Below are 23,549 nucleotides of genomic sequence, written 5' to 3'. Positions count from 1 at the left end.
TGGGTATTACACGTAGATTTCGATTTGACGAGCTGAGTTTATTTCAGCCTCATGAGTCCCCTTTACAACCGTTTCATTTGCAACAGTAAGATGGCCCTGCTCTGCTGATAATGGCCGCCTGGAGGATAATAAATTCATATTAGTCTCATCGGCACCAAGGGTGTCATTTATCGTTAAAGTACGGCTATTAGGCGCGATAGGATTGTGGGAATGAGTTATTGACGTGGATCCTGGCTGATTATCTGAGGCCGTAAAAAGGTTACTGGACTCAGAGGTGTTTTGACTTTTTTGTGTAGACCCAGTGTTTTGTTGGCTTTGTTGAATTAACTCTTGGTTTGCATCATTGATGTTTTTTAATGCTTGCGCCGCAACATGAATGTCTGCCATTGACGGTTGCACAGGGGCCATTGCTGCTGCATACACTTTCTGCATTTTACTTAACGTTGCTTGGGAATCGCCATCTACGGTCGACACATCAATATTGACTTCACCATCGACAACATAGCGACGCCCATCTGGGCCTTTTTCATATTGATAACTTGGACTTTGAGCTAAACTGCCACCTATTGCTGCGTGGGCTTGTTCGTGCGTTTTAACCTCGGTATCTCGCTGCGTGAGTTGGTCGATCTGTATTGTTTCAGCTCGCTCTATTTGCTGTTGTTTTGTTGCTACCTTTTGCTCAACTTGGTTTGCTGCGCCCTCATCTTGGGTGTTTGATGCTTGAGGCTCTGCAGTTGCTTTGGAATCATCTAACAATGCAGTTCCCGCAGTGTCATTTATGGGTGTAGCTGAACTGACCGATGGCTTATTAACATGATTAACCGCTGGTTGTTGTGTATTAGCCGTATCACTTTTACTCGTGCTGGTTGATATCCCTGTACCAACTGATGTTGGTGCAACAGCGCCCGGAGCCTGCACTTGAGTTTGTGAACGATTCAATACACCAGCCAGATTGAGTGGGCCACTTTTAAAATTGTAACTGTGGAGTGGATCAGCACCGACGATTTTTTGAGACTGGGTGTCATTTTTGTCTGAGAAACTAGATGAAAAACCCGGCTGAGTATCCGTACTGGGTAAATTAACCTTGAGGTCTTTTGACGCGTTAAATGTCGATGTGGCCGCTGCTTGAATTGAGTTGGAGCTGGATTTAAGCGAACTATTGTTAACCAAACTATTGTTAACCCAATTAGACTGAACGGCTGCAGATTGGGTGTCTATGGATTTAGTTGTTATCGCTTGGGTAGTATTGACTTGAGCGTTATTGACTTGAGCGTTATTGACTTGAGCGTTATTGATTTGAGCGTTATTTGTTTGAGTGCTACTTATTTTAGAACTAGTTGTTTGAGTGCTACTTATTTTAGTGCTACTTACTTGAGAGCCAGTCGTTTGAGCCTCTGGTGAGGATAATGAATTGCGATGGTTTATTTGGGCAGCATTGATAACTGACCCTGTGTTAGCGGAAACCATTAACGCACTCATGATTACACTTGGATATCAATCAAGCTACCAACTGTCTCAGATGCCACTTCAATCACTTTCGAGGATGCTTGAGCTTGATTGGATGATTCAGTCGCAGACACTAAAGCCGCTGTGGTATCTGTTTGTCCAACAGCACGAGAGCTTAATGTCACAGTCTCTTGTGTCGATGAGCTAGGCACCGCCGGTTTTTGTTGATCTGGCATTGCAACAGATGTTGTCGCTTGGGCTAAACCTTGTTGAGCACTTTGCAATCCTTGTACACCTGATGCATACGCTGATTGAACTTGCATAATAACCGCTCCTGATCCTAAAAAGTCGATTTAGTATGGGCTAAATCGACTAATATGTATAGTTTTCAAACACAACTAACCTATATTTTAGCCTTTAACCCAACCCATCTCCCAATCTTTCCATACGGGATTAATCCCCCGTAGTTTCATTTGAGTAACAACTTGTTCAACAGAGCGACTATCACTGATCTCAAATTGGTCAAGCTGACTGTCTGGTATCATGTAACCACCTGGTTGAGTTGAGCTTCCTGCACTCATGTGGGTAATGCCTAAAGGGAGTAAATTATCCCTCAACGACGGTAGCTCGCGAGTCGACAAACTGATTTCAAGCTGCGGATTAAACAATCTAAATGCACAAATCATTTGTACTAAGCCTGCATCGGTTAATTCAACTTTCGGCGTAATACCGCCAGTACAGGGGCGTAAACGAGGTAACGAGATACTGTATCGGTTGCGCCAATAGGTTTTCTCTAAGTAATCTAGATGAAAGCCCATGAGTAATGCATCTAATCGCCAATCATCGAGTCCTAGTAACACCCCTAAGCCAATTTTATCAATCCCCGCTTTTGCCACTCGGTCTGGGGTATCTAAACGGTAAATGAAATCTTGTTTTTTACCGCGAGTATGGTGTTTAGCGTAAGTGTGTGGCCGGTAAGTTTCTTGGTACACCATAACGGCATCGACCCCTAACTGTCCTAGACGTTGATACTGATGAGTATCCAGCGGCTGAACTTCCATCGCCACATAATTAAAAGCCGAGTTAACTATCGGTAACATCGACTCAAAATATCCCATTCCAACTTTGGTTTCATGCTCGCCAGACACCAATAATATCGAATCAAAGCCTCGTTGTTTAATAATCGCCATTTCTGCGGCTAACTCTTCCTGAGTAAGCGTTTTACGCTTGACCTTATTGCTCATACTAAAACCACAATAATCACATTCATTAGCGCACAGGTTAGACAAATACAAAGGCAAAAAAAGACCAATATTGGCACCAAATCGTTGCAGTGTAAGCTGGGCAGCTTGCTGCGCCATGGGTTCAATATATGCCATTGCCGCCGGCGATAATAACGCTAAAAGACTGTCTATATTGCCGCTAGGGTTACGTAACGCTAACTCGACCTCTTTGGCGGTAGTCGAATACAGCTTCATCGATAACGCATCGGGAGCCAATTGCGAAAAGACCGTAGAATACGTCATGTTGAATCTCTCATAATATGAGCTGTCGGGATTGGTACCTTTATTGATAAATCAGTCAAAAAAGCCGTTAATGGGCTTGTCGCATCAGCGTGATGGTTTACTGCGCCTAATCCGGCAAGATATGCTTGTCTTCCGGTAGCAACCGCATCAGCAAAGCATTTGGCCATTTTCTGAGGATAAGCACTACTGGCAATCGCGGTATTAACCAATACTGCAGCGGCGCCCATTTCCATGGCCCTGCAAGCTTGTGATGGCGCGCCAATTCCAGCATCGATTATCACTGGTATAGTGGCTTGTTCGATGATGATGCGTAAAAAGGTTTCCGTCGCTAAGCCTTGGTTGCTGCCAATGGGACTGCCAAGAGGCATGACTGCGGCGCAACCGACTTCTTCTAGTCGCCGACATAACACAGGGTCGGCATGCACATAAGGCATAACAACATAGCCTTGCTCACACAAGTATTGGGCCGCTATCAGTGTTTCAATGGGATCGGGCAGTAGATATTTAGGATCGGGATGAATTTCGAGTTTAATCCATTTAGTACCGAGCATTTCATAAGCAAGCTCAGCGGCAAAAATAGCTTCTTTTGCATTACGCGCCCCAGCAGTATTGGGCAGTAATTTTACCCCCAGACTTTGCAATGGCCCGAGTAAATTATCATGGCCGCGTGTTAAATCGATACGCTTCATGGCCAAAGTCACTAACTGCGACCCCGAACTGGCTATCGCTTGTAACATAGTGTTGTGATCTGAAAACTTTCCCGTTCCGGTAAATAAACGCGACGAGAATTGATGATCGGCTATCGTTAACATTATTAACCTCCAGCAACGGCAGAAAAGACCGTAATATTGTCGTTCGCTTGACACAATACGTGCATCCAACGGCTTCGTGGTACAACACTATCATTGACGACGATGGCAACAGACTGAGTGGGTAAATCACATAAAATCAGTAATTCGGCTAAATTCAAATTAGCCCGAACGATTTGTTCGACCCCATTGAGTTGCAACGTTATCTGAGAATGGCTATCAATATGTGTCATTAGGCTGCTCCGAATGCTGAGTTAATGCCTGCTGATGACACACTTCACAGTCTGGATCTCGAGTCATATTGGCATGCTGCCAGCATAAATCCTTAGCATTAAAACGATGTAAAATACCGTATTGGGTAAAGGTATTACTGATATGTTGTATGCCCACCAGCGCTTGCATACTGGCAATAATACCCACAGCAGGCCCAAGCACGCCTGCTTGGGTACAATTTAGCGCCATGTCCATATCAAGTGGGTATAAACAACGATAGCAACCGCATTGTGAATTTGAGCCTGGGTCTGAATATGGGTCTGAATCTGAGCCTGAACATGAAAAATCAATACAAAACACTTGTCCTTGATAACCACTGATCGCCCCACTAACCAGTGTCAATTGATGCTCAACACACATTAGGTTAATCAGCTGCCTAGCACTGACATTATCAGTGCAGTCAAACACCACGGTTTTACTTATTTGTTGCTTGGCAAGCTTATTAAAATGCTGGGCCGTGACTTTTTCCGCTAGCACATCGATGTTGATCTCAGGGTAAGCAGCACTTAGCACCTTTTTTGCAACCTTGACTTTTGCTTGGCCAATATCTGCGGCCGTGAACAACAGTTGCCTTGGTAAGTTTGATAACTCAACAACATCGTGGTCAATTAACAGCATGTGCTGAACACCTGCTGCCGCGAGGTAATGCGCCACTACATGGCCTAATCCACCAACGCCGACAATCACCACAGCGCTATTCATAATGGCAAGTTGACCCGCTTCCCCTATATTGCTCAGTAACATGGTGCGCGAGTACTGGATATAGTGCCTATCAGATAAAGTGTTCATACGCCCTCCGCAGATAAACTCACTTGCGGTAACGACCGTGTAAGCTGTAGCCATTTGTGATGCAAGGCTAGATAAGCCTTAGCGGGATCTACAGCAGTGGTCACGGCCCTGACAACGGCAGCATCACCCACCCCTGTCTTAGCAATTAACGCAAGGTTACTGAGATTGATTCCGCCAATCGCTACGGTTGGATAATGACGCGAAAATAAGCTGACATAACGAGTCAGCTTATCGACCCCTTGGGGTGCTGATGGCATTTTTTTAGTGGTGGTGGCAAAAATATGCCCGAGGGCAATATAGGATGGTGAATACTGGTGGGCTAACAAGGCTTCAAAATAACTGTGACTGGATAAGCCTAATGCAAGTCCACCATCGGCAATCGCGGTTAAATCTGCACTTGCCATGTCTTCTTGACCTAAGTGAACCCCAAAAGCACCGTGTTTAAGCGCTAATTGCCAATGGTCATTGATAAATAACTGAGCATGAAACTCACGACCCAGTTTAATCGCAGTGATGATATTGTTTTCCAGTGGTAATCGCGGCTGACAGTCTGCATCTGCATCGAGCTTAGTGCGATATTGGATTGTCTTGCAACCGGCTGATAGCAGTTGTTTTAGTATGTTAAGATCATCAACAACAGGATAAATACCTAACGGTTGAAGCAAGCCTGTAAAGCCATGATGAGCCGCGCGCTTAACCGTAAAAGCTTGAGCTAGATTGCCTGATGTGATTAAGTTGATTAACGGCATAACCTCTAGATCATCGGGCCAACCCGTTCGGGCTAACACACCAGCACCTTGCCCAGGACAGAAGCCTAATGCTAAGCCTTTGCTGACATAAGCTTTTGCCAATACGATAGCGTCATGCACCACCAAATCATGGGCGATAAAGCATGCAATAGCAGATGATAATGTACAACCACTGCCATGATTATTGCTCAAGGTTATCCGCGGACTGCTTAATGTAAATGATGCATTATCGTGGGCACTACTGGCGCCCTTTACGGCTTTACTCACATAAATATCTATCGCAAATTGGTGCTGCCAAAGGGCATCACCTCCTTTGGCGAGTACATGGCAGTTAAAGCTATCTGATAACCACTTAGCGTTGTTGATCATCTGCTGTTGCAAAGTGCTAACGGTGTTTATTTCAATAGATGATCTATTAGATGACTCAATAGGCGGTTCAACATCTATCTCATCAGTTCGATGTTGTGCCAAAACTGAATGACGACATAAGCGGCGTAATTCATGTTGATTAGGGGTTAATAAGTCAATTAAGCCAATAAGAGGACTAAAATCGAGATCCATAGGATTAAAGCTAGCACCACTGCTGGCGACCATCACAGGATCAAGTATCACAAACGGCCTAATCTTTCGCGTCATTCGCATTTGAGTCAAACACTCCGCCAATAGGTCTACCTGAGCTTGGGATGCCAACAGTCCGATTTTAATCGCAACTGGCGGTAAGTCAGCCAGTAAACTCGCAAACTGTGCCAATAGCATAGGTTCAGAAACAGGCTCAACCAGGCTTACACTAACGGAGTTTTGCGCGGTTAAGGTGGTTATCACGCTACACCCGTGACACGATAAATCCTGCATGGTTAATAAATCAGCTTGAATACCAGCCCCACCACCACTGTCTGAACCGGCTATAGTCCAAACAATAGGGGGTGTTGGCGTTATGTATTCACTGACTAGAATCGGTGAATTCATAGTGATTATTCAACCTCAGCCGTTAAGTCGATAGCGGCTTTTACAACCGGTTTAACCTCATGATAAATCGCCGATCCAGCGGCTTTAAATTCCGCCGACTTTAGCGCCATCGCCTCAGTTTGGCTCAAGGTTTGAGTTTGAGCTGAATGTTGATCTAGAGGGTGGCTTTGATAAGCGCTAGCTGAAGCAACTTCAATCTTAAGCGCTTGTGCTTGCTCAAGATTGGCGGCATATTCGCGCACTTCATGGGTGATTTTCATTGAACAAAATTTGGGTCCACACATCGAACAAAAATGGGCCACTTTAGCTGACTCTTGCGGTAATGATTCATCGTGATAAGCCCGTGCGGTATCAGGATCAAGACCTAAGTTATATTGGTCTTCCCAGCGAAATTCAAAACGTGCTTTTGATAAGGCGTTATCTCGCACTTGAGCCCCAGGATGTCCCTTGGCCACATCTGCCGCATGGGCAGCAATTTTATACGCGATGAGTCCTTGCTTTACATCATCTTTGTTAGGTAAGCCCAGGTGCTCTTTGGGGGTGACATAACACAACATTGCTACGCCGTACCAGGCCATCATGGCAGCACCAATCCCCGAGGTGAAATGATCATAACCCGGAGCAATATCGGTGGTTTGTGGGCCTAAGGTATAAAATGGCGCTTCGTCACAATGGGCTAATTGTTTTTCCATATTGACTTTAATCAACTGCATCGGCACATGACCAGGGCCTTCAATAATCGTTTGCACGTCATATTGCCATGCAATTTTAACTAACTCACCTAGGGTTTCTAATTCTGCAAATTGGGCTTCATCATTGGCATCTGCAATAGAGCCGGGGCGCATGCCATCGCCTAATGACAACGACACATCATATTGAGCACAAATTTGGCAAATATCGCGAAAATGTTCATATAAGAAACTTTCTTTATGGTGGCTTAAACACCACTTAGCCATAATAGAACCGCCACGCGACACAATACCGGTTAAGCGTTTAGCCGTCATCGGCACATAACGCAGTAACACGCCAGCGTGGATAGTAAAATAATCCACTCCCTGCTCAGCTTGTTCAATTAAGGTATCTCTAAACACTGACCAATTAAGATCTTCAGCAACCCCATTAACCTTTTCTAATGCTTGATAAATGGGGACTGTGCCAATAGGCACTGGAGAATTACGAATAAGCCATTCACGCGTTTCATGAATATAGCGTCCTGTCGATAAGTCCATTACCGTATCTGCGCCCCAACGAGTGGACCACACCAGTTTTTCAACTTCTTCTTCAATTGAAGATGTCACTGCTGAATTGCCAATATTGGCATTCACTTTAACCAAAAAGTTACGCCCAATAATCATAGGTTCAGTTTCTGGGTGATTAATATTAAGCGGAATAATCGCTCGACCTCGAGCCACTTCATCGCGAACAAATTCAGGGGTAATTAACTGGCCGATATGCGCGCCAAAAGCTTCCCCAGGTGCTTTTTGAGTCAGTACACTGTCTGTAACCTCACTGCGAGCCATGTTTTCACGAATGGCAATATACTCCATTTCTGGGGTGATAATGCCTTGGCGAGCATAGTGCATTTGGGTCACACATTTGCCTGTTTTAGCGCGCTTAGGGGCAACGAGAGCATCAAAACGTAAATAATCTACACCATCGTCGGCGAGTCTTTGCTGCGTAAAACCAGAACTTGCTGCGGATAATTGTTCGGTGTCAGCACGTTCATCAATCCAAGCTTGGCGAATTTTAGCCAAACCTTGGCGGACGTTGATATTGGCTCGGGGATCAGAATAAGCACCGGCACAGTCGTACACCATAATAGGCGGATTAGCTTGCTTGATGGGCTCGGCATCGCTGCCACCAATCACGGTATCAGATTGATTAACTTGGCGCATAGCGACATTAATGTCCGCGCGGCTGCCGGGTAAATAGACTTTTTCAGAATTAGGGTGTTGTAACGGTTTAAGGGTATCTATAAATTGTTGAGCGTTAGCTCGAGTTTGACGACGGTTTGGATTTGACATTAGCAACCTCATTATTAAGAGTAGAGTTGCTTGTCTGGAGAGGTGTTGATAGCAGCAGTGAACAATACAAACGCTATTGTTCACGTTAATAATCATATGTAAAAAATAGTAAAATAATAACCTGGCAGGATATCAAAACCGGTAAATAGACCCGGGATTAACCATCACTTACCCTCTTGTTAATACTTTATTTATCTTCCTCAATAATCATGATTATTACGCTTGTTTCCTTCGCAGGTTCTAGCCTGATCAGGTTCAACGGATCCCGAATAAACGGTCTCAGCCATAATGGCACTCCGACAAGATGTCCGCCAGTATAAGCAAACTTGTATCAAAATAACAAGACCTTAATGTGTAAATAGTACCAATATTATCACTTATCGGCGTAGTGGATAGCCTGACTCATGTGTCATTAAAATATTTACTAATTCTATGAAGCAAGTTTAAACAAAGGTGCGACAATATGCCGCATTTATTAAGTTTATTAGCAGGTTATAATTTTTTTCAAATCTCATATGTACCATTAACAGCATTCATCAATGGTACATATCCTTGACCGAAAAAGGTGATCGTTTTGACAAAATCGACTGAGCAAACACTTAATTTATTAAGCAATACTCCTTGGCTTTACTCATCAATCGCATTGGCGATCAGTGTTGCCATTACGCCACAAGTGATAGCTAAGCAGAACACTGCACAAGATAGCTCTCGCATTGAACACGTCACGGTACACGGACAACAAACTGCACATAAAGACCTGTTAGGCTCCGCAGAAAATCTACTCAAAAAACAAGGCGTCGATTTTTCACAAGCGGGTGGCGTATCAGCCTTACCTATTTTAAATGGCATGATGGGCGATCGCATTAAGATACTTATTGATGGCAGCGACATTACCGCATCATGTGCCAATCACATGAATCCGCCGCTCTCCTATGTGTCTGCAAATCAAATCAGTTCTGCACTGGTGGTCGCGGGGGTATCGCCTGTCAGTGCTGGCGGCGATAATATTGCCGGTGTGATAAAAATCAGTAGCTTAAATCCCATTTTTGCGAATAGCGATACGGTCATATGGCACAGCGGTAATGTGGCTGCAGGTTATCGCAGCGCTAGCGACGCCTTTTTAGCCGGTGTCAATGCGACCCTAGCAAGCAAAGAACTCAGTGTTAGTTATCAAGGCTCATTTGAAGATGCAAACAGCTATACCGATGGTCATGGCGATAAAGTATTAGACACGCTATATCAATCACAAAATCATGCCTTAACCGCAGCTTGGCAAGACGATAGCCAACAAATCGCTATTAAACTCACACATCAGCATATTCCTTATCAAGGTTTTGCCAACCAATATATGGACATGACTAACAATAACAGTTATGGCGCTTTAGCCCGCTATCAATTGCAACTCGATAACGAAGGTCTGTTCACGTCCCAAGTCAATTGGCACAGTGTTGAACATGAAATGGGATTTTTTACTGACGAAAAAATCGGCATGATGCCAATGGAAACCACAGGTAAAGATTACAGCTACCAACTGCATTGGCTATTACCCATAAGTTCAGACAGCACCTTGCTGATTGGGCAAGAATATTATGTTTATCAACTTGATGATACTTGGCCTGCTATTAATGGTTCTACCATGATGGGGCCCAATGATTATATCAATATTAATGACGGCAAGCGTCAACGCGCAGCTCTTTATGGTGAATGGCAGCAAACCTTAAATCGTCGTTGGTGGCTGTCGGCTGGTGTACGCTATGAATATGTGTCAACAAGCACAGGTGAAGTACAACCCTACAACACCATGAGCATGATGGGCATGACAAATGTGAATGCTACCGCAGCTAACGAGTTCAATGACCTTTATCGTAAGCGCAATGACAATATTATCGACGCTACCCTGCTTGCGCGTTATCAATTGAGTGATACCGAAGTCATTGAATTAGGCTTAGCGAGAAAGAGCCGCGCGCCTAATTTATATGAACGCTATAGCTGGGGTCAAAGCACCATGGCCACGACTATGATTGGTTGGTACGGTGATGCAAATGGCTATATTGGTAATCCTGATCTTAGCGCCGAAACGGCACATACCTTAAGTGCAGCATACAAGCTGGTACAAGACGATTTAGCTTTTAGTGCAACCGCCTGGTATAGCACCATTAAAGACTATATCGATGCCGATGTGGTAGGTCATTTTAACAAAACCACAATGGCCAATACTCGGCGTAATATTTTACAATTTGCCAATGTTGACGCCACCCTGTTTGGCGCACGTATAGATGCTGAATATCAACTAGCAGAAAACAGCAGTGGTAAGTGGCTAATGGTCGCTAATGTCAGTGCGACTCACGGGGAAAGAAATGACAGTAACGAGCCCTTATATCAAATAAAGCCTTTGCAAACAGAGTTGGCTTTACAGCAAGAACGGGGGGGTTGGCAAAATAGTATTAGCTGGCAATGGGTTGCAAGCAAAGATCGCGTTGATAGTCAGCGTTTAGAAAACTCAACAGACTGTTACTCACGGCTTAACTTAAGCAGCAGTATTCAATGGCAAGATGTGACAATGACCATCGCAGTGAACAACCTACTCGATGACTATTATCAATTGCCGCTGGGCGGTGTCAGTGTTGCACAATACAAAGCAGACAGCAGTAACGGCTTTGAACCAATAGCCGGTGTAGGCCGCTCATTGGAGCTCAATGTTAGTTACGCATTCTAGTTGACACCAGAGGAGCGCTAAAAAAATCAAGTTTACGTTTGGTTAAGTCGTGGCATTCTCATACGTGAGTAACACTTTTTTGAAGCATTGCAAATCTGCTACAAATTTTTAAATGAATGACCCCGCAGAGCTCTGAGTGACAGGCCTCTGCCCATTAATAATGAAGCGAAAAAACCACGAATGGAATTCACTAATGGAATTAAGGCCAAACAATATAAATCACATTGTGGGCCCAACTGAGCTACTGCTGTTGGTGTTAAAACAAAAACGTCGATAGTGATGTAGAGATTTTAGTCTTATTTTGACGGAGCTTATGGGACTACACATTTGTCTTCGATACTTGTGATAGACCGACTATCTCTAATGAAGAGTCCTAACCTTTCACGGAGTGCTAGATAGACACAAAACATATTGTCCATTGTCAGCAGCTAATATTTGGTAAAACAATACTCGTGTTGGCGGCTTAGGTTTTATCGTCTGGGATACTCAAATCAATCTCATCTAAGTCGACGCTTTGAAGAATACTGTCTTTTGGCTTATCTTCATCGCCTCGATTTTTGTTTAACCTTTGTTCTGCCGCTGCCATCGCCTTTGCCAATGTCTGCTTTTTACGCCAAACTATCAAACCAACAACGCCGACTAAAAAGAGTACCCCGTTAATGATAATAATCCAAAACATGGCATTATCCTTGGCCACTTGTTCTTCAATGGCAGCCTGAATGGCCGCTTTTTCAGCCAGCGCTTGGGCTGTTGGCGCAGGCGCAGCCGGTTCGATTAAATTGAAAAACATTTCTGGTAAATTAAGGACGATTTCACGGCCATCGACTGTTGTCGACACCACATAACCTTTAACCCGATAACTACCAAACTTGGTCACTTTAGGTAGATATAAAATTTGATCTGAACTGGTCACTGTTTGCAATGTGATCGGCAGTTTTAACCCGGCAGGCCCCACTAATTCAAACTCAAAATGAGTTTGTGCTAACAAAACAACAGATTCATCAACCGATAATTGTATTTGCCATATGTCTTTTAATGGGTCGCTATTGGGCTCCATTTTGACGTTTATCGGTTGTGGCGAAAGCTCAAAAGGCACCACATATTCGCGTTCGAAAACATCATTTCGAGCAGTGACATTGAGCACATAATGGCCGGTGGGTTGTTGTAAATTAGGGTTGCCGGTAAATATACCATCGTCTGGCACTTCATCTAACTTTTCACCATTGTCTTGATACGCGCCAACAATAATGGTTCCTGTTGCAAAATTATTATCGCTAGCAAGGCGCTCACTGGTAAAACGTGCAGTCCACTCAACCATGTAATCTAAACCCGGCATTCTCATGGTTAACTTATCACCCAAGAGTCTAGCGGTCACTTTCAGCCTTTCCCCTTGATATAGGGGTTGTGGCAAGGGTTGCACCTCAATGTCCAACTTAGAGATTTTTTTGATGGTCGAGCCTTGGACCACATTACCGAGTAACTGCCAAGGCCCTGGCATCGGCTTTTCGATATAAATCATATCGGCAGCAAGACCATCCACCCATTTTACGGTCTGGGGATGACGATTTGAATACCATTTACTGCCATCAGGTAAAATCACCACAACAGGAGCAGAACCATAGGTGCGTTGAATCACCAAGGTTAGATTATCAACCATATGATCGATTCGAAAACGATTTTTAAGTTCTGCAGCTTGGGATGCTATGACCATTGAAGCTTGGGCATAAGGTTGCCAAGCCATGATGAGACCAAGCGAAAATAAACAAGCAATTGCAAGATAACCGGTACGAGTGGCAATCATATAAGGTTGGTTTACCCTCTCCAGAGACATTTACCTGACTTCGCAATGAGATCAAGTCGTTGTTCATGTAATAGTATTTCATCGGCAGACGCACCGACGACTTTAAGATTAAACGCAACTGGATCGATTTTTTTTATTCCGCCAGCTTCATAGCCTGCTTTTTCATTAGACAAATTAAACTTAATTTGTCCACCCGTCATGATTAAGTAAACATCAGCAAGAATTTCTGCATCGAGTAACGCGCCGTGGTACGTACGGCGACCGTTATCGATACCATAACGTCGACACAGTGCATCTAGATTGTTTTTTTGGCCTGGATGTAAACGTTTCGCAATCGCCAAACTGTCTAAAATACTGCAAATATCTTTGGTTTTCGGCCCGATAGGATTGAGTTTCGAAAACTCATGATCCATAAAGCTCACGTCGAAGCTGGCGTTATGAGCCACAATTTCAGCGCCATCGATAAAATCGATGAAATCTTTCGCTATTTGGTGAAACCGCGGTTCGTTAGCAACACGATCATTGCTAATACCGTGAACTTGAATGGCTTCCTCATCAATCGCTTGACCAGGATTAATATATTGGTGATACGTTCGACCCGTTAAGCGACGATTAATAACTTCAACACAACCAATTTCGATAATTCGGTGACCAATATGTATCGGTCCACCGGCTTGGTTCATACCGGTTGTTTCGGTATCGAGAATGACTTGACGACTAGCACTGGAAATTATGTTCATATTTTTTACTCATTCAGCCCTCGCCTTGGTATAAATTGAGTATACTGGCGCGAATATTTCGCTATGGTAACAATTTGATGGCCGAACTCAAACAGCTGAATATCTTTACTGACGGCTCTTGCTTAGGAAATCCCGGACCTGGCGGTTATGGCGTGGTAATGAAATATAAACATCAACACCATGAAATGGCCGATGGGTTCTCATTAACGACCAATAACCGCATGGAGCTTTTAGCCCCGATTATTGCCTTAGAAGCTTTATATGAACCATGTAATATTATTTTAACCAGTGATAGCCAGTACATGCGTCAAGGCATTATGACTTGGATCCATAGTTGGAAGAAAAAGGGTTGGATAACCTCAACCAAACAACCGGTCAAAAATGTCGATTTATGGAAGCGTTTAGATGCGGCCAGTCAATTACACAAAATTGACTGGCACTGGGTAAAAGGCCATGCAGGCCATATTGAAAACGAGCGTTGTGACGTATTGGCTCGAAAAGCCGCCGAAGCTAAGCCTCAACAAGCCGATACGGGTTATAAGCCTGAGTAACGGCTTAACTATGATTTATGTTTTGCTAATATTTTGTCGGTTTTAACAATGGTTTTTTAATACGTTGGGTATGAGTTAATCCAGTGCGGCCTGCTGTTGGTGCGGTTGACCAATTAGGTGCTTTTAGCTTTGATTTATCTTTTATTGGCGTAAGCGGTGTGGTCATTTTTCGAGCCACAATTAAATAGACACTGCCGGTACTGGGCAACCAATTAGCAATACTTTTTTGCCACCATGGTGTTTGTTGAGGTTTGTTGGCTTGATAAGGCATATTGACACCGCTTTGCCCTAATAACGAATGGTACATTAAGCGTTCATCCGCTAAAACTTGATAACCCAGTAATCCGAGCCAATCTTTAACTCTTGATGGCATAAAAAATTGCCCATTCCAAGGTAATTGAGTTTGATATTTTGGCAGGATTTTGCCGATAAAAGCCGGACTGATAGGATTAAACCCAACAATAAAAATATAACCACTGCTAATGAGCACCCGATCGAATTCACGCAAAATTTGATAGGGATCCGATTCAAATTCCAGTAAAAAACAACTTAACACAGCATCAATAGCACTTTGCTGTACCGGTAAATGATGAGGATCGGCCTGAATACTGGCATCCGCACCGTCATAAACACTAAAATGTCGTGAAATATTGCAATGTAGACTGTTTAGCTGGCTGCTTAACGCCCCTGCTTTAAGTAAATGATAGCCAAATATGCGCGGCCACCAAGGTGCTAATTTAGCTTCTATCTCGGCTTGTAACAATTCACCAAAAGGTAAGTCTTGCCAAATATGGGGTTTTAACATGGAGCCCGCCAACTTTAAAAATGTCAGATTTACTGAGTCAACTCTACCATAGCTTATTTAATTTTCAGCTACCGATCATTAATACTGTCTAACATGGCATAATTTAACATTATACCAACATGATTAACGCTGTTATCACTCAGAGTCAATCAAGCTTTTTAGTTCACTCATTGTTGAAATAATAGTGACGCCTTTATCAAACAAGACAACAAAGAAGCGGTTACCTAGGATATAGATGCCTTCAATCCAGTGATGTTGCGACATCACACTAAATGGCCGAAGTGTTACCCGATAACCCATGAATTTGGTATTGTTTCACGATATCCGTTACCCTAACTGATAGTCAATCATCACTTGAGTAAGATCATGCTTAACGTTCATACTATTACTGCATTTAACGATAATTATATTTGGTTAATTCATCAAGAAAACAGTCGCTATGCCTACGTCGTTGACCCTGGCTGTGGTCAAAGTGTTATTGATTATATCTCAACAACAGATCTTAAATTAGTCGGAATTTTAATCACTCATCATCATGCTGATCATACCGGCGGTATTGAAATGTTACAGCAACATTTCAAGCATGCGCTTAATGTATATGGTCCTGATAATGAAAAAATAGCAGCGTTAACTCATCCTCTTAACGTTGGATCACAATCTACTCTCAATGTTCCCCATCTCGATCCAATAACCGTAATGGCGGTTCCTGGACATACGTTAGGACATATTGCTTATTACCTACAAGAAAGCCTGTTTTGTGGTGATACTTTATTTAGCGCGGGCTGCGGACGTTTATTTGAGGGAACCGCGGAACAAATGCTTAAATCACTTTCAATGCTTGCACAGCTGCCCGATAGCACCAAAGTGTATTGTGCCCATGAATATACCGAGGCAAACCTTAAATTTGCGCTACATGTCACACCAAATAATCAACAATTAATTGATTATGTAGACAAGGTCAAACGATTAAGAGCACAAAAAAAACCTACTATTCCGAGCTCAATAGGCATAGAAAAAGCCATCAATCCTTTTTTACGTTGCCATCTACATGAGACTCAGAACGCAATTGCGGCCCAACTAGAAGAAAAAGAAATAGATACTATTCAAGCATTTACACAAATCAGATTATGGAAAAACAACTTTTAAATCAACATGAAAACAGTTTAATAAGACAAGTTAAAATAATTAATCTACAATGCAAAATTGAATTAGCATGACCAAAAAAGTCTTGAAGGCATTTGGTATGTTCCATTTTAATGCCTGAAAACTTGAGGAAGTATATCTTCAAATGAAAGCTAACTTAATTATTATAGCTGGCAGTATGCTGGCTGTAGCGGGGTGCCAAACACTCTACACTTCAGAGCCAAGTTCTGATAGTACAATCCAGACGGTTAAATCTAACGCTAAAAGCAAAAAATCGGCGACGGTATCCCTTAATCAAATTGAAGAACAAGTCGCTGAAGTTAACAACTTATGGTTTAGGATCAGCAATCAAATGCGTTTCCCTATTGTCGATAATACGTTGGTGGATCATTACCGCCAATGGTACATCGATAATCCGCGGCATTTGGAGATTGTGACCCAACGTGCTAAGCCATATCTGTATTACATCGTTGAACAGCTTGAACAACGCAATTTACCCTTAGAGCTCGCATTATTACCGATTATTGAAAGTGGATTTGACCCACTAGCCTACTCTCCAAGTCACGCATCAGGTCTATGGCAATTAACCTCACCGACCGCTATTTCTTTTGGAGTGAAAACCAATTGGTGGTCCGACGGACGCCGTGATATAGCCTCGTCCACAAAAGCGGCTTTAGATTTAATGGAATACCTCTACGCCAAAATGGATCACAATTGGTTATATACCATTGCCGCTTATAATTCTGGTGAAGGCCGAATATTCAATGCAATAAAACATAATCAAGCTCGCGGAAAATCTACCGATTTCTGGTCATTATCTGTTCCACGAGAAACCGCTCACTATGTGCCTCAATTATTAGCATTGGCAGATGTGATTAAACATGCTGACAAATACGGTATCAATTTAATTGCTATCGATAATTCGCCACAAATAGAAGTGGTCAATATTGAAAGCCAATTAGACATTAACTTAGCGGCAGATCTCGCTCAAATAGACATCAATGATTTAAAAGCGATTAATCCGGGTTTAAAGCGCTGGGCAACGGCACCACAAGGGCCACATCAATTGATTGTGCCTAGTGATAAAGCGGCAACCTTTAAACGAGCATTAGCCACTATTGAACCAAACTCTCGCATTAACTGGGTTCGTTATAAAATTAAGTCTGGTGACAGTATCAGCGAAATCGCCGATCAATTTGAGACGACTGCAACGTTAATAAGAAGCAGTAATGGCATTAAAGGCAATAATATTATTGCCGGTAGGTTTTTAATTATTCCTGTTGCAGCAAAAGATCCCGATTTAGCGACGATGATCGCGGACCAAGTGCTGGCTCGCCGAACTGTGGTTAAATCTAGCCCAAATAAACAAGTTTATACCGTTAAATCTGGTGATTCGTTATGGAAAATTGCACAGTCACAACAAGTGAACGTGGCACAATTAGTTAAATGGAATAATCTTAAGAAAAAATCGACATTAACCATAGGTAAATCGTTAGTTATTTTTCCTAATGAAGTCGCCAATAGCAACGCTAGCAATGAGAAAACCGTTAACTATCGAGTCAAATCAGGTGATTCTTTATCGCGTATTGCCCTTAAATACAAGGTTACCGTTGCTGAATTAATCGAATGGAACAGTTTACAAAGCAGTTCCTTGATCCAACCTGGACAAATATTAAAACTGATCATGACCAATAGCTAGTCACTGTAGCGAATGGGGTGATTGTGGTGATCTTAGCTTGAGAATTTGACATAGTGCTGATTTCAAGCCTCACATAAAAAAACGGACAAGTGATAACCTGTCCGTTTTTTTTATGCAGTAAAATGAGGGCAGATAAATGCTAATCTGTTCATCGTGCTCAATGACGTTTTGATGCTTTATCTGCACTGTCCTTACCGCGACTTAAGTACATCTTGCTTACCAAGATAACCAATTGTATATCATAAGCGCTAGTCGCCATCACAAGGCTGTAGTCGTAAAGAAGACCTACAGCCACTAGTATCCAAAGACGATCAATTAAATGCCAAGCTTTTTAAACAATCCTTCTTTTAGCTTTTCTTTGGCTTTGTCGGCCTCATCTTTAAATTGACCTTCTAATAACGCTTTGGTATCAATGCCAAACTTAGGATCTTGGAATGTGCCTTTAATGGTTAATGGAATATCAACACCTTTAAGTGATTCATCAACAGCATCACCTTGACCCGATAAGGAACCCACCACACTGGTGGTTAACGTGTAATCCAAGGCTTCAGTAGCAATGTTTGCCGTACCATTACCTTTTAAACGAATTAACGGTGAAGCCATCGTTAAGTCAGGGTTGTTAACGACAGCATCTTTAAGCGTAAAGCTGCCGGTTAAACTGGTAAAATCGGTTTTTAAGGCTTCTTTTTTATCTGCCGATAAATCACCTTTTAATTTTTGCTGTGCACTGCGGATCATCTGCGGAATATTAACCCCATAGAGCGCGCCATCGGCCACTTCAAACTTACCCACGGCTTCGAGATTTTTTTTCATATTCTCGGGGATCAAACTGCTGCCACTGCCGTTAACGTCAAAGCTCGCTGTACCAGAAATCAAATCCACTTCTGCCGCATCCGTTAATAATGGAAGAATTTGCACGCCAGTCAATTTTTTATCAAACTGATACGTCGGCACCGCTTTACGAGCGTCTAACTTAGCGCTAAGCGCTAGTTTACCTTCATATAAATTGGCAGTGAGCGACGATAAGGTTAATACACCTTTATTAATAGCCAGTTTCATTTGCCAATTTTGCGTCAGCATATTACGGACTTTTATTGATTTAGCGGTCAAGTTTAAGGTTAAATCGATACTCTTTAATGCTGATAAATCAGGTTCTTGGCTCGGCGCAGTGTCGTTTTTCGCCCCTGGCTTGTCGGCCTTGTCTTCTTGCTGTGGCAGTAGTGCATCCACATCAATATCACCAACGTCTAGATTCATCGCAATTTTTGGAATGCTAGTGCCATAGTTGACCTTAACATCACCGGTTGCGGCTAAGTCCATAGCTGATATTTTGGTCAATTGCAGCGCTATGGTTTTGGCATCTAATGCCAGCGTCATTTGTGTAGTGAGCTCTGCGGTAACCGCTTTACCCGGTAAGCTGTCGCCTTGGGCTTTGTGTACCATAGCAAAATCATTAATAGTGACATTCTTTAATGCTTGGTCGACTTTAACTTTACCCTGGCCAGATGATGTTAACTGCATATCAGGAAGCGTCGCAGAAAACTCGTAAGCAAAACCAGCGAATTGACCTAGGCTGAATTGACCTAAGGTAAAGCTTTTTAAGCTGAAGGTCTGGGTGGTATTGCTGGCCATATCAATGAGATTAATATTGGTATTGGTCAGTTCAATGCCGCCAATGTCCAACGTCTGCAACAATTTCGCTTTTGTGTCGCTACTTGCTGTCGCTTTTGGCTTGTCTGCAGTGGTTTTTGCCGCCAATCCATCAAAACTGGTTCTGCCGTCTTTTTGAGTCACTAAATGTAGTGTTAAACCGTCTAGCGTTAATAAATCAACTTCAATCTGTTGGCTAAACAATGGCATCAGTGCCACACTGGCCACTGCCTCATTAACATCAAGCATTGATGCAGGCGTAAACCCATCTGGATTAGATAACGAAATACCCCCGAGCTTTATTCCTAAAGAGGGAAACACACTCCAACTTAAGTCTTGGGTGATTTGTAAGTCGCGGCCAGTTTGTTTCTTTACGGCATCGACAATTTGCGGTTTAACATTATTTAAATCGAAAAACATTGTCAGATAGACTGTCACACTTACCACTAAGGTTAGTACTATCGCTAAAAACCACTTTATTACTTTCATTTTGCTCTTCCTTGTCTGTCGCTATTTTAAGCTAAAATAGTTAAATCCAATGCCTGTCTACTGACAGCAACACCATTTAAATCAGCGTAGATCATCATTCCAGGAAAAATACTGACACCCGCAATCTCAATTTTTACATTGACTTCACCTACGTCTTTTTTATCCGTTTTAATTGGATTAGTGCCTAAAGCTTGCACGCCAATTTGCATGGTGTTGATGGTTCCAGCGTCACGAATACAACCATTAATAATGATACCTTCCCAGCCATTCTTACATGCATTTAGAGCGATCATGTCACCAAGTAGCGCACGTCTGGTTGAGCCACCACCGTCAACAACCAATACTTTTCCTTGCCCATTTTTAGCTAATTCAGATTTTACCTTGGAATTGTCTTCAAAGCATTTTACGGTCACCACTTCACCATAAAATATAGGCTTGGCACCAAAGGATTGCCATGGATTAGACAATAATATTAATTGTTCAGGGTAATGATCGAATAAGTCCGGTAATAGATCTAACATAAGTCCTCCTTGAAAATCTGAATCTTAGATTACTAATTATTAGGCAATTCAACAAGTTTTGTTAACGATACATTATTATACTCAAAAAAGTATTGTTAACTTAGTCTATGAACCTATCCACAAACTAAGTTAAAGAGTGACTTATTCAATAAAAATGAATATAATTTGCAAAAATAACGTAAAAAATCATACTTATGAGTGAAGATTTAAATTTACAACAAATGATGGATGCGTTTGATGAGTTAGACTTCGAACAACGCACCACAACAAACCTTGGAAATGCGCGTAATAAACAGCAAATGACGGCGTATATTGATTCGTTGGACTTTAGTTTGCGCCGCTTATTAATCTTGCAAGATACGGTAAATTCTATTGTTGAACAAAAACAAATAGGCTTACTTAAACAAGAGCATATTCAAACTTACAAAACTAAAATCATTAATCTTTCTCGCAAATACAATATCTCGTATCAAGATGTCATCAATATTATGGTGCAATTATCACGTTAATATTGATGAACTAACTGTGTCAATTTCGTTATAGAATATCACCACCTCAATCGGGCTAATTGAATCAATCAGCCCGATGAGCAAACTGTTATTTTACCTTAAATTGATCCACAAGCTCATGCAACTCAATCGCACCTTGTTCAATATCCATACTGCCATTATTAATGAGCTCATTTTGAGTTCTATTTTCTAATGACATGTCATTAATACGGGTAATATTCATATTGAGCTCTGCTATAACCGTACTTTGCTCTTCTGTCGCAGCGGCGATTTGAACATTCATTTGCGATATTTGCTCAATTGAAGACTTAATATTATCAAGCGCACCAACAACTTGCTGAGCTTCATTGACCGTTTCGGATGATTTTATTTTGGCTCTGGCAACAGAGGCATTAACACTGTTAATGGCACTTCTGATTGCGTCAATGATAAGATTAATTTCACTTGTTGAGGCTTGGGTTCGGCTAGCAAGAGTACGAACTTCATCTGCAACAACCGCAAAACCCCGACCCGCCTCGCCGGCTCTAGCCGCTTCGATAGCGGCATTCAAAGCGAGTAAATTAGTTTGATCGGCAATGCCCACAATCACGTCAAGAATTTGCCCAATTTGACTGGAACTCACTTGTAAGCCTTTTGCAACATCTTCTGTTGTCGCCAACTCATTGGATAGTTCTGAAATTTTTTGCATCGCGTTATCAACAACGGTAGCAGATTTATCTGCTTCAGTGTCAGCATGATGGGTGCTGTCTGCGGCTAATTGTGCATTAGAAGCCACTTCAGATGCGGTCATTGACATTTGATTAATGGCGGTCGCAACATTTGCCGTTTCGGCTTGTACATTGGTCGAAATTTGATTGGCTTGTTGTGCAATGATTGACATGTTTTTGGCTAAACGGCTTGATTCATCAACCGACTGACTCACCGATACAATAACGTTCTGGATTTTATTAATAAATACGTTGAAATGATGCGCAATATGTTTGAGTTCATCATTTCCCTCTTCAGATAAACGTAAGGTCAAATCCCCTTCACCTTTAGCAATATTTTTAAACGCGTTGATGGTTTCCATCATAGGTACAGAGATACTTCGAATAATAAAAAACAGTAGCAAAATGACTGGTAACCAAACTAGCGTGAGTAATATTAAGTATTGGGTAATAAAATGGTTTTTGTCGGCTTGAATATCATCAACATAAATACCTGTACCGATGATCCAGCCCCAAGGTCTAAAACGTTTGACCACGGACATTTTCGGGCTAGCTTGCTCTTGCTGTGGTTTGTTCCACATGTAATCCACCCGGGCAAAATCCTGTTGCTCTGTCCGTTGGATCATCTGTGCAAACAGTTTTACACCGTTTGGGTCTTGCATTGATAACACGTTGGTATCGACAAGTTTCTTGGCAAAAGGATGTTGGATCATCGCCCCTTGAGTATCAATGCTGAAATAATATTCATTGCCCGAATATCTCAACTTATCGATTGCCGCCAAGGCCATGACTTTAGCCTCATCTTCAGTGATGATCCCAGACTGCGCATCTTGATAATATTTGTCTGCTATGGTGGTAGCGACGTCAACCAAAGCATTCAGTTTGGCTTCTTTTTCGTTAATTAACACGTTTTCAACTCGGGTTAATGAAAACCAAAAAACCACAATCGTGGCAATAATAGCTAATGCCAACATCCCCAGTAAACGGTTAGCAATGGTCGTTTTGCGAAAAAACATATTGGTTGGGTTCATATAGGCACCATTTGATTATTATTATTAGGCTGGTTTGATATTAGAATTGGAATTTATGTTGGTTCAGGCTAGGCAACAATAGTAGAAGCCTAAAGTGTACTCAGTCGGTTAATTGTTGTTTACAGGGCAATTACCAATATTTTTTATAAAAATAAATATAATAATCAGTTAGTTACTTTTTATTATCTAGGAGTTACCGTATTCTCCTTGCCCGTTTTTGGGCATGATACCGTGCCGCAGTGGCGAGTTCAATTAGCCGATAGTCGACTATATCACTACTGTCTCGTGACGCTAACCCAACAGATCTAGTGACCTTAACATCAGCAATCGGCCAATCTAGTTGATAACGGTCATTCAATAAAGCATTGGCAATTTCACCACCTTGTTACTCAGACTCCTTCTGCTACAGTCTTATAAATGATTCACCACCACATCGATACTATGACATCGACGGTCAATCAACACACAAAAGGGATCGGACAGAAGGTTTTATGGGCTAAAAGGAAATTAACAGTTCGAGTCACATCAATGGCAAAATCCACTTCACCATTGGCTAACTGTCGCGCTATATCTGTTATCACAAGCCGCCTTAACCCCCATTCCTT

The 23,549-nt window shown here is 42.3% G+C and carries 20 protein-coding genes and 1 riboswitch; of the genes, 5 read left to right on the top strand and 15 right to left on the bottom strand.

Features of this window, described 5'->3' with window-relative positions:
* Positions 1-6: 6 nt before the first annotated feature.
* From CXF80_RS02965 to thiC, 8 genes are all read right to left on the bottom strand, one after another.
* Positions 7-1,479: a putative metalloprotease CJM1_0395 family protein gene (locus CXF80_RS02965; protein ID WP_101031086.1), complete on the bottom strand. Its 1,473-nt coding sequence runs from the start codon at positions 1,477-1,479 to the stop codon at positions 7-9.
* A 2-nt stretch (positions 1,480-1,481) separates the two neighbouring features.
* Positions 1,482-1,769, bottom strand: coding sequence for a chemotaxis protein (locus CXF80_RS02960; protein WP_101031084.1), 288 nt, complete (start codon positions 1,767-1,769; stop codon positions 1,482-1,484).
* An 87-nt stretch (positions 1,770-1,856) separates the two neighbouring features.
* Positions 1,857-2,972, bottom strand: a complete 1,116-nt coding sequence (gene thiH / locus CXF80_RS02955; RefSeq protein WP_101031082.1) for a 2-iminoacetate synthase ThiH — start codon at positions 2,970-2,972, stop codon at positions 1,857-1,859.
* Entirely contained in the window at positions 2,969-3,784 is an 816-nt protein-coding gene (locus CXF80_RS02950) for a thiazole synthase (RefSeq protein WP_101031080.1), read from the bottom strand. Before CXF80_RS02950 ends, thiH begins: the two co-directional genes overlap by 4 nt.
* Before the next feature lie 2 nt (positions 3,785-3,786).
* On the bottom strand, positions 3,787-4,014 hold the full coding sequence (gene thiS, locus CXF80_RS02945) for a sulfur carrier protein ThiS (RefSeq protein WP_101031078.1): 228 nt from the start codon (positions 4,012-4,014) through the stop codon (positions 3,787-3,789).
* Positions 4,001-4,843 (bottom strand): HesA/MoeB/ThiF family protein, encoded by an 843-nt coding sequence (locus CXF80_RS02940; RefSeq protein WP_157822170.1) that lies wholly within the window; start codon positions 4,841-4,843, stop codon positions 4,001-4,003. The genes thiS and CXF80_RS02940 overlap by 14 nt, the downstream gene beginning before the upstream one ends.
* Positions 4,840-6,558, bottom strand: a complete 1,719-nt coding sequence (locus CXF80_RS02935) for a bifunctional hydroxymethylpyrimidine kinase/phosphomethylpyrimidine kinase (RefSeq protein WP_101031074.1) — start codon at positions 6,556-6,558, stop codon at positions 4,840-4,842. The genes CXF80_RS02940 and CXF80_RS02935 overlap by 4 nt, the downstream gene beginning before the upstream one ends.
* A 5-nt stretch (positions 6,559-6,563) precedes the next feature.
* Positions 6,564-8,582: a phosphomethylpyrimidine synthase ThiC gene (gene thiC / locus CXF80_RS02930; protein ID WP_101031072.1), complete on the bottom strand. Its 2,019-nt coding sequence runs from the start codon at positions 8,580-8,582 to the stop codon at positions 6,564-6,566.
* Positions 8,583-8,791: 209 nt separating this feature from the next.
* A riboswitch (TPP riboswitch) is annotated at positions 8,792-8,891 on the bottom strand.
* A gap of 265 nt (positions 8,892-9,156) precedes the next feature.
* Here thiC and CXF80_RS02925 point away from each other — a divergent pair.
* Complete coding sequence (locus CXF80_RS02925; RefSeq protein WP_101031070.1) at positions 9,157-11,298, top strand: TonB-dependent receptor; 2,142 nt, start codon at positions 9,157-9,159, stop codon at positions 11,296-11,298.
* A gap of 463 nt (positions 11,299-11,761) precedes the next feature.
* Here the strand turns inward: CXF80_RS02925 and CXF80_RS02920 are convergent, their stop codons facing one another.
* Both CXF80_RS02920 and dnaQ read right to left on the bottom strand, forming a co-directional pair.
* Positions 11,762-13,039, bottom strand: a complete 1,278-nt coding sequence (locus tag CXF80_RS02920; protein WP_232772192.1) for a TIGR03503 family protein — start codon at positions 13,037-13,039, stop codon at positions 11,762-11,764.
* Positions 13,040-13,110: 71 nt separating this feature from the next.
* Complete coding sequence (gene dnaQ, locus CXF80_RS02915; RefSeq protein WP_101031066.1) at positions 13,111-13,839, bottom strand: DNA polymerase III subunit epsilon; 729 nt, start codon at positions 13,837-13,839, stop codon at positions 13,111-13,113.
* Positions 13,840-13,916: 77 nt separating this feature from the next.
* On the opposite strand from dnaQ, the gene rnhA reads away from it, so the two are divergent.
* Positions 13,917-14,390 carry a ribonuclease HI gene (gene rnhA, locus CXF80_RS02910; RefSeq protein WP_101031064.1) on the top strand — a complete coding sequence of 158 codons (474 nt, stop codon included), beginning with the start codon at positions 13,917-13,919 and terminating at the stop codon, positions 14,388-14,390.
* Positions 14,391-14,415: 25 nt separating this feature from the next.
* On the opposite strand, the gene CXF80_RS02905 is transcribed toward rnhA, so the two are convergent.
* A complete protein-coding gene (locus CXF80_RS02905) occupies positions 14,416-15,195 on the bottom strand; it encodes a methyltransferase domain-containing protein (RefSeq protein WP_101031062.1) in 780 nt (259 codons plus the stop codon).
* A 366-nt stretch (positions 15,196-15,561) separates the two neighbouring features.
* Between CXF80_RS02905 and gloB the strand changes: the two genes are divergently transcribed.
* Positions 15,562-16,341 (top strand): hydroxyacylglutathione hydrolase, encoded by a 780-nt coding sequence (gene gloB / locus CXF80_RS02900; RefSeq protein WP_101031060.1) that lies wholly within the window; start codon positions 15,562-15,564, stop codon positions 16,339-16,341.
* 142 nt (positions 16,342-16,483) lie between these two features.
* Positions 16,484-18,037 carry a lytic transglycosylase gene (locus CXF80_RS02895; RefSeq protein WP_101031058.1) on the top strand — a complete coding sequence of 518 codons (1,554 nt, stop codon included), beginning with the start codon at positions 16,484-16,486 and terminating at the stop codon, positions 18,035-18,037.
* 315 nt (positions 18,038-18,352) lie between these two features.
* Here the strand turns inward: CXF80_RS02895 and CXF80_RS02890 are convergent, their stop codons facing one another.
* Together CXF80_RS02890 and CXF80_RS02885 are read right to left on the bottom strand one after the other, a co-directional pair.
* Positions 18,353-20,176: an AsmA family protein gene (locus tag CXF80_RS02890; protein ID WP_101031056.1), complete on the bottom strand. Its 1,824-nt coding sequence runs from the start codon at positions 20,174-20,176 to the stop codon at positions 18,353-18,355.
* Between the two features lie 26 nt (positions 20,177-20,202).
* Positions 20,203-20,697, bottom strand: coding sequence for a putative 4-hydroxy-4-methyl-2-oxoglutarate aldolase (locus tag CXF80_RS02885; RefSeq protein WP_101031054.1), 495 nt, complete (start codon positions 20,695-20,697; stop codon positions 20,203-20,205).
* A gap of 194 nt (positions 20,698-20,891) precedes the next feature.
* On the opposite strand from CXF80_RS02885, the gene CXF80_RS02880 reads away from it, so the two are divergent.
* Positions 20,892-21,206 (top strand): hypothetical protein, encoded by a 315-nt coding sequence (locus CXF80_RS02880; protein WP_101031052.1) that lies wholly within the window; start codon positions 20,892-20,894, stop codon positions 21,204-21,206.
* A gap of 88 nt (positions 21,207-21,294) precedes the next feature.
* Here the strand turns inward: CXF80_RS02880 and CXF80_RS02875 are convergent, their stop codons facing one another.
* Both CXF80_RS02875 and CXF80_RS20590 read right to left on the bottom strand, forming a co-directional pair.
* Positions 21,295-22,944 carry a methyl-accepting chemotaxis protein gene (locus tag CXF80_RS02875; RefSeq protein ID WP_101031050.1) on the bottom strand — a complete coding sequence of 550 codons (1,650 nt, stop codon included), beginning with the start codon at positions 22,942-22,944 and terminating at the stop codon, positions 21,295-21,297.
* A 458-nt stretch (positions 22,945-23,402) separates the two neighbouring features.
* Entirely contained in the window at positions 23,403-23,525 is a 123-nt protein-coding gene (locus tag CXF80_RS20590; protein WP_269801254.1) for a hypothetical protein, read from the bottom strand.
* Positions 23,526-23,549 lie beyond the last annotated feature (24 nt).

Origin of the sequence: Shewanella sp. Actino-trap-3 (assembly GCF_002836275.1) — a bacterium.
GTDB classification, from domain to species: Bacteria; Pseudomonadota; Gammaproteobacteria; order Enterobacterales; family Shewanellaceae; genus Shewanella; species Shewanella psychromarinicola.
This window is presented reverse-complemented; position numbering and strand designations above follow the sequence as displayed.

Excerpts from the sequence above, each read along its gene's own strand:
- CXF80_RS02965 (WP_101031086.1), bottom strand. The coding sequence starts at position 1,479 with ATGAGTGCGTTAATGGTTTCCGCTAACACAGGGTCAGTTATCAATGCT.
- CXF80_RS02960 (WP_101031084.1), bottom strand. The coding sequence starts at position 1,769 with ATGCAAGTTCAATCAGCGTATGCATCAGGTGTACAAGGATTGCAAAGT.
- thiH (WP_101031082.1), bottom strand. The coding sequence starts at position 2,972 with ATGACGTATTCTACGGTCTTTTCGCAATTGGCTCCCGATGCGTTATCG.
- CXF80_RS02950 (WP_101031080.1), bottom strand. The coding sequence starts at position 3,784 with ATGTTAACGATAGCCGATCATCAATTCTCGTCGCGTTTATTTACCGGA.
- thiS (WP_101031078.1), bottom strand. The coding sequence starts at position 4,014 with ATGACACATATTGATAGCCATTCTCAGATAACGTTGCAACTCAATGGG.
- CXF80_RS02940 (WP_157822170.1), bottom strand. The coding sequence starts at position 4,843 with ATGAACACTTTATCTGATAGGCACTATATCCAGTACTCGCGCACCATG.
- CXF80_RS02935 (WP_101031074.1), bottom strand. The coding sequence starts at position 6,558 with ATGAATTCACCGATTCTAGTCAGTGAATACATAACGCCAACACCCCCT.
- thiC (WP_101031072.1), bottom strand. The coding sequence starts at position 8,582 with ATGTCAAATCCAAACCGTCGTCAAACTCGAGCTAACGCTCAACAATTT.
- CXF80_RS02920 (WP_232772192.1), bottom strand. The coding sequence starts at position 13,039 with ATGGCTTGGCAACCTTATGCCCAAGCTTCAATGGTCATAGCATCCCAA.
- dnaQ (WP_101031066.1), bottom strand. The coding sequence starts at position 13,839 with ATGAACATAATTTCCAGTGCTAGTCGTCAAGTCATTCTCGATACCGAA.
- rnhA (WP_101031064.1), top strand. The coding sequence starts at position 13,917 with ATGGCCGAACTCAAACAGCTGAATATCTTTACTGACGGCTCTTGCTTA.
- CXF80_RS02905 (WP_101031062.1), bottom strand. The coding sequence starts at position 15,195 with ATGTTAAAACCCCATATTTGGCAAGACTTACCTTTTGGTGAATTGTTA.
- gloB (WP_101031060.1), top strand. The coding sequence starts at position 15,562 with ATGCTTAACGTTCATACTATTACTGCATTTAACGATAATTATATTTGG.
- CXF80_RS02895 (WP_101031058.1), top strand. The coding sequence starts at position 16,484 with ATGAAAGCTAACTTAATTATTATAGCTGGCAGTATGCTGGCTGTAGCG.
- CXF80_RS02890 (WP_101031056.1), bottom strand. The coding sequence starts at position 20,176 with ATGAAAGTAATAAAGTGGTTTTTAGCGATAGTACTAACCTTAGTGGTA.
- CXF80_RS02885 (WP_101031054.1), bottom strand. The coding sequence starts at position 20,697 with ATGTTAGATCTATTACCGGACTTATTCGATCATTACCCTGAACAATTA.
- CXF80_RS02880 (WP_101031052.1), top strand. The coding sequence starts at position 20,892 with ATGAGTGAAGATTTAAATTTACAACAAATGATGGATGCGTTTGATGAG.
- CXF80_RS02875 (WP_101031050.1), bottom strand. The coding sequence starts at position 22,944 with ATGAACCCAACCAATATGTTTTTTCGCAAAACGACCATTGCTAACCGT.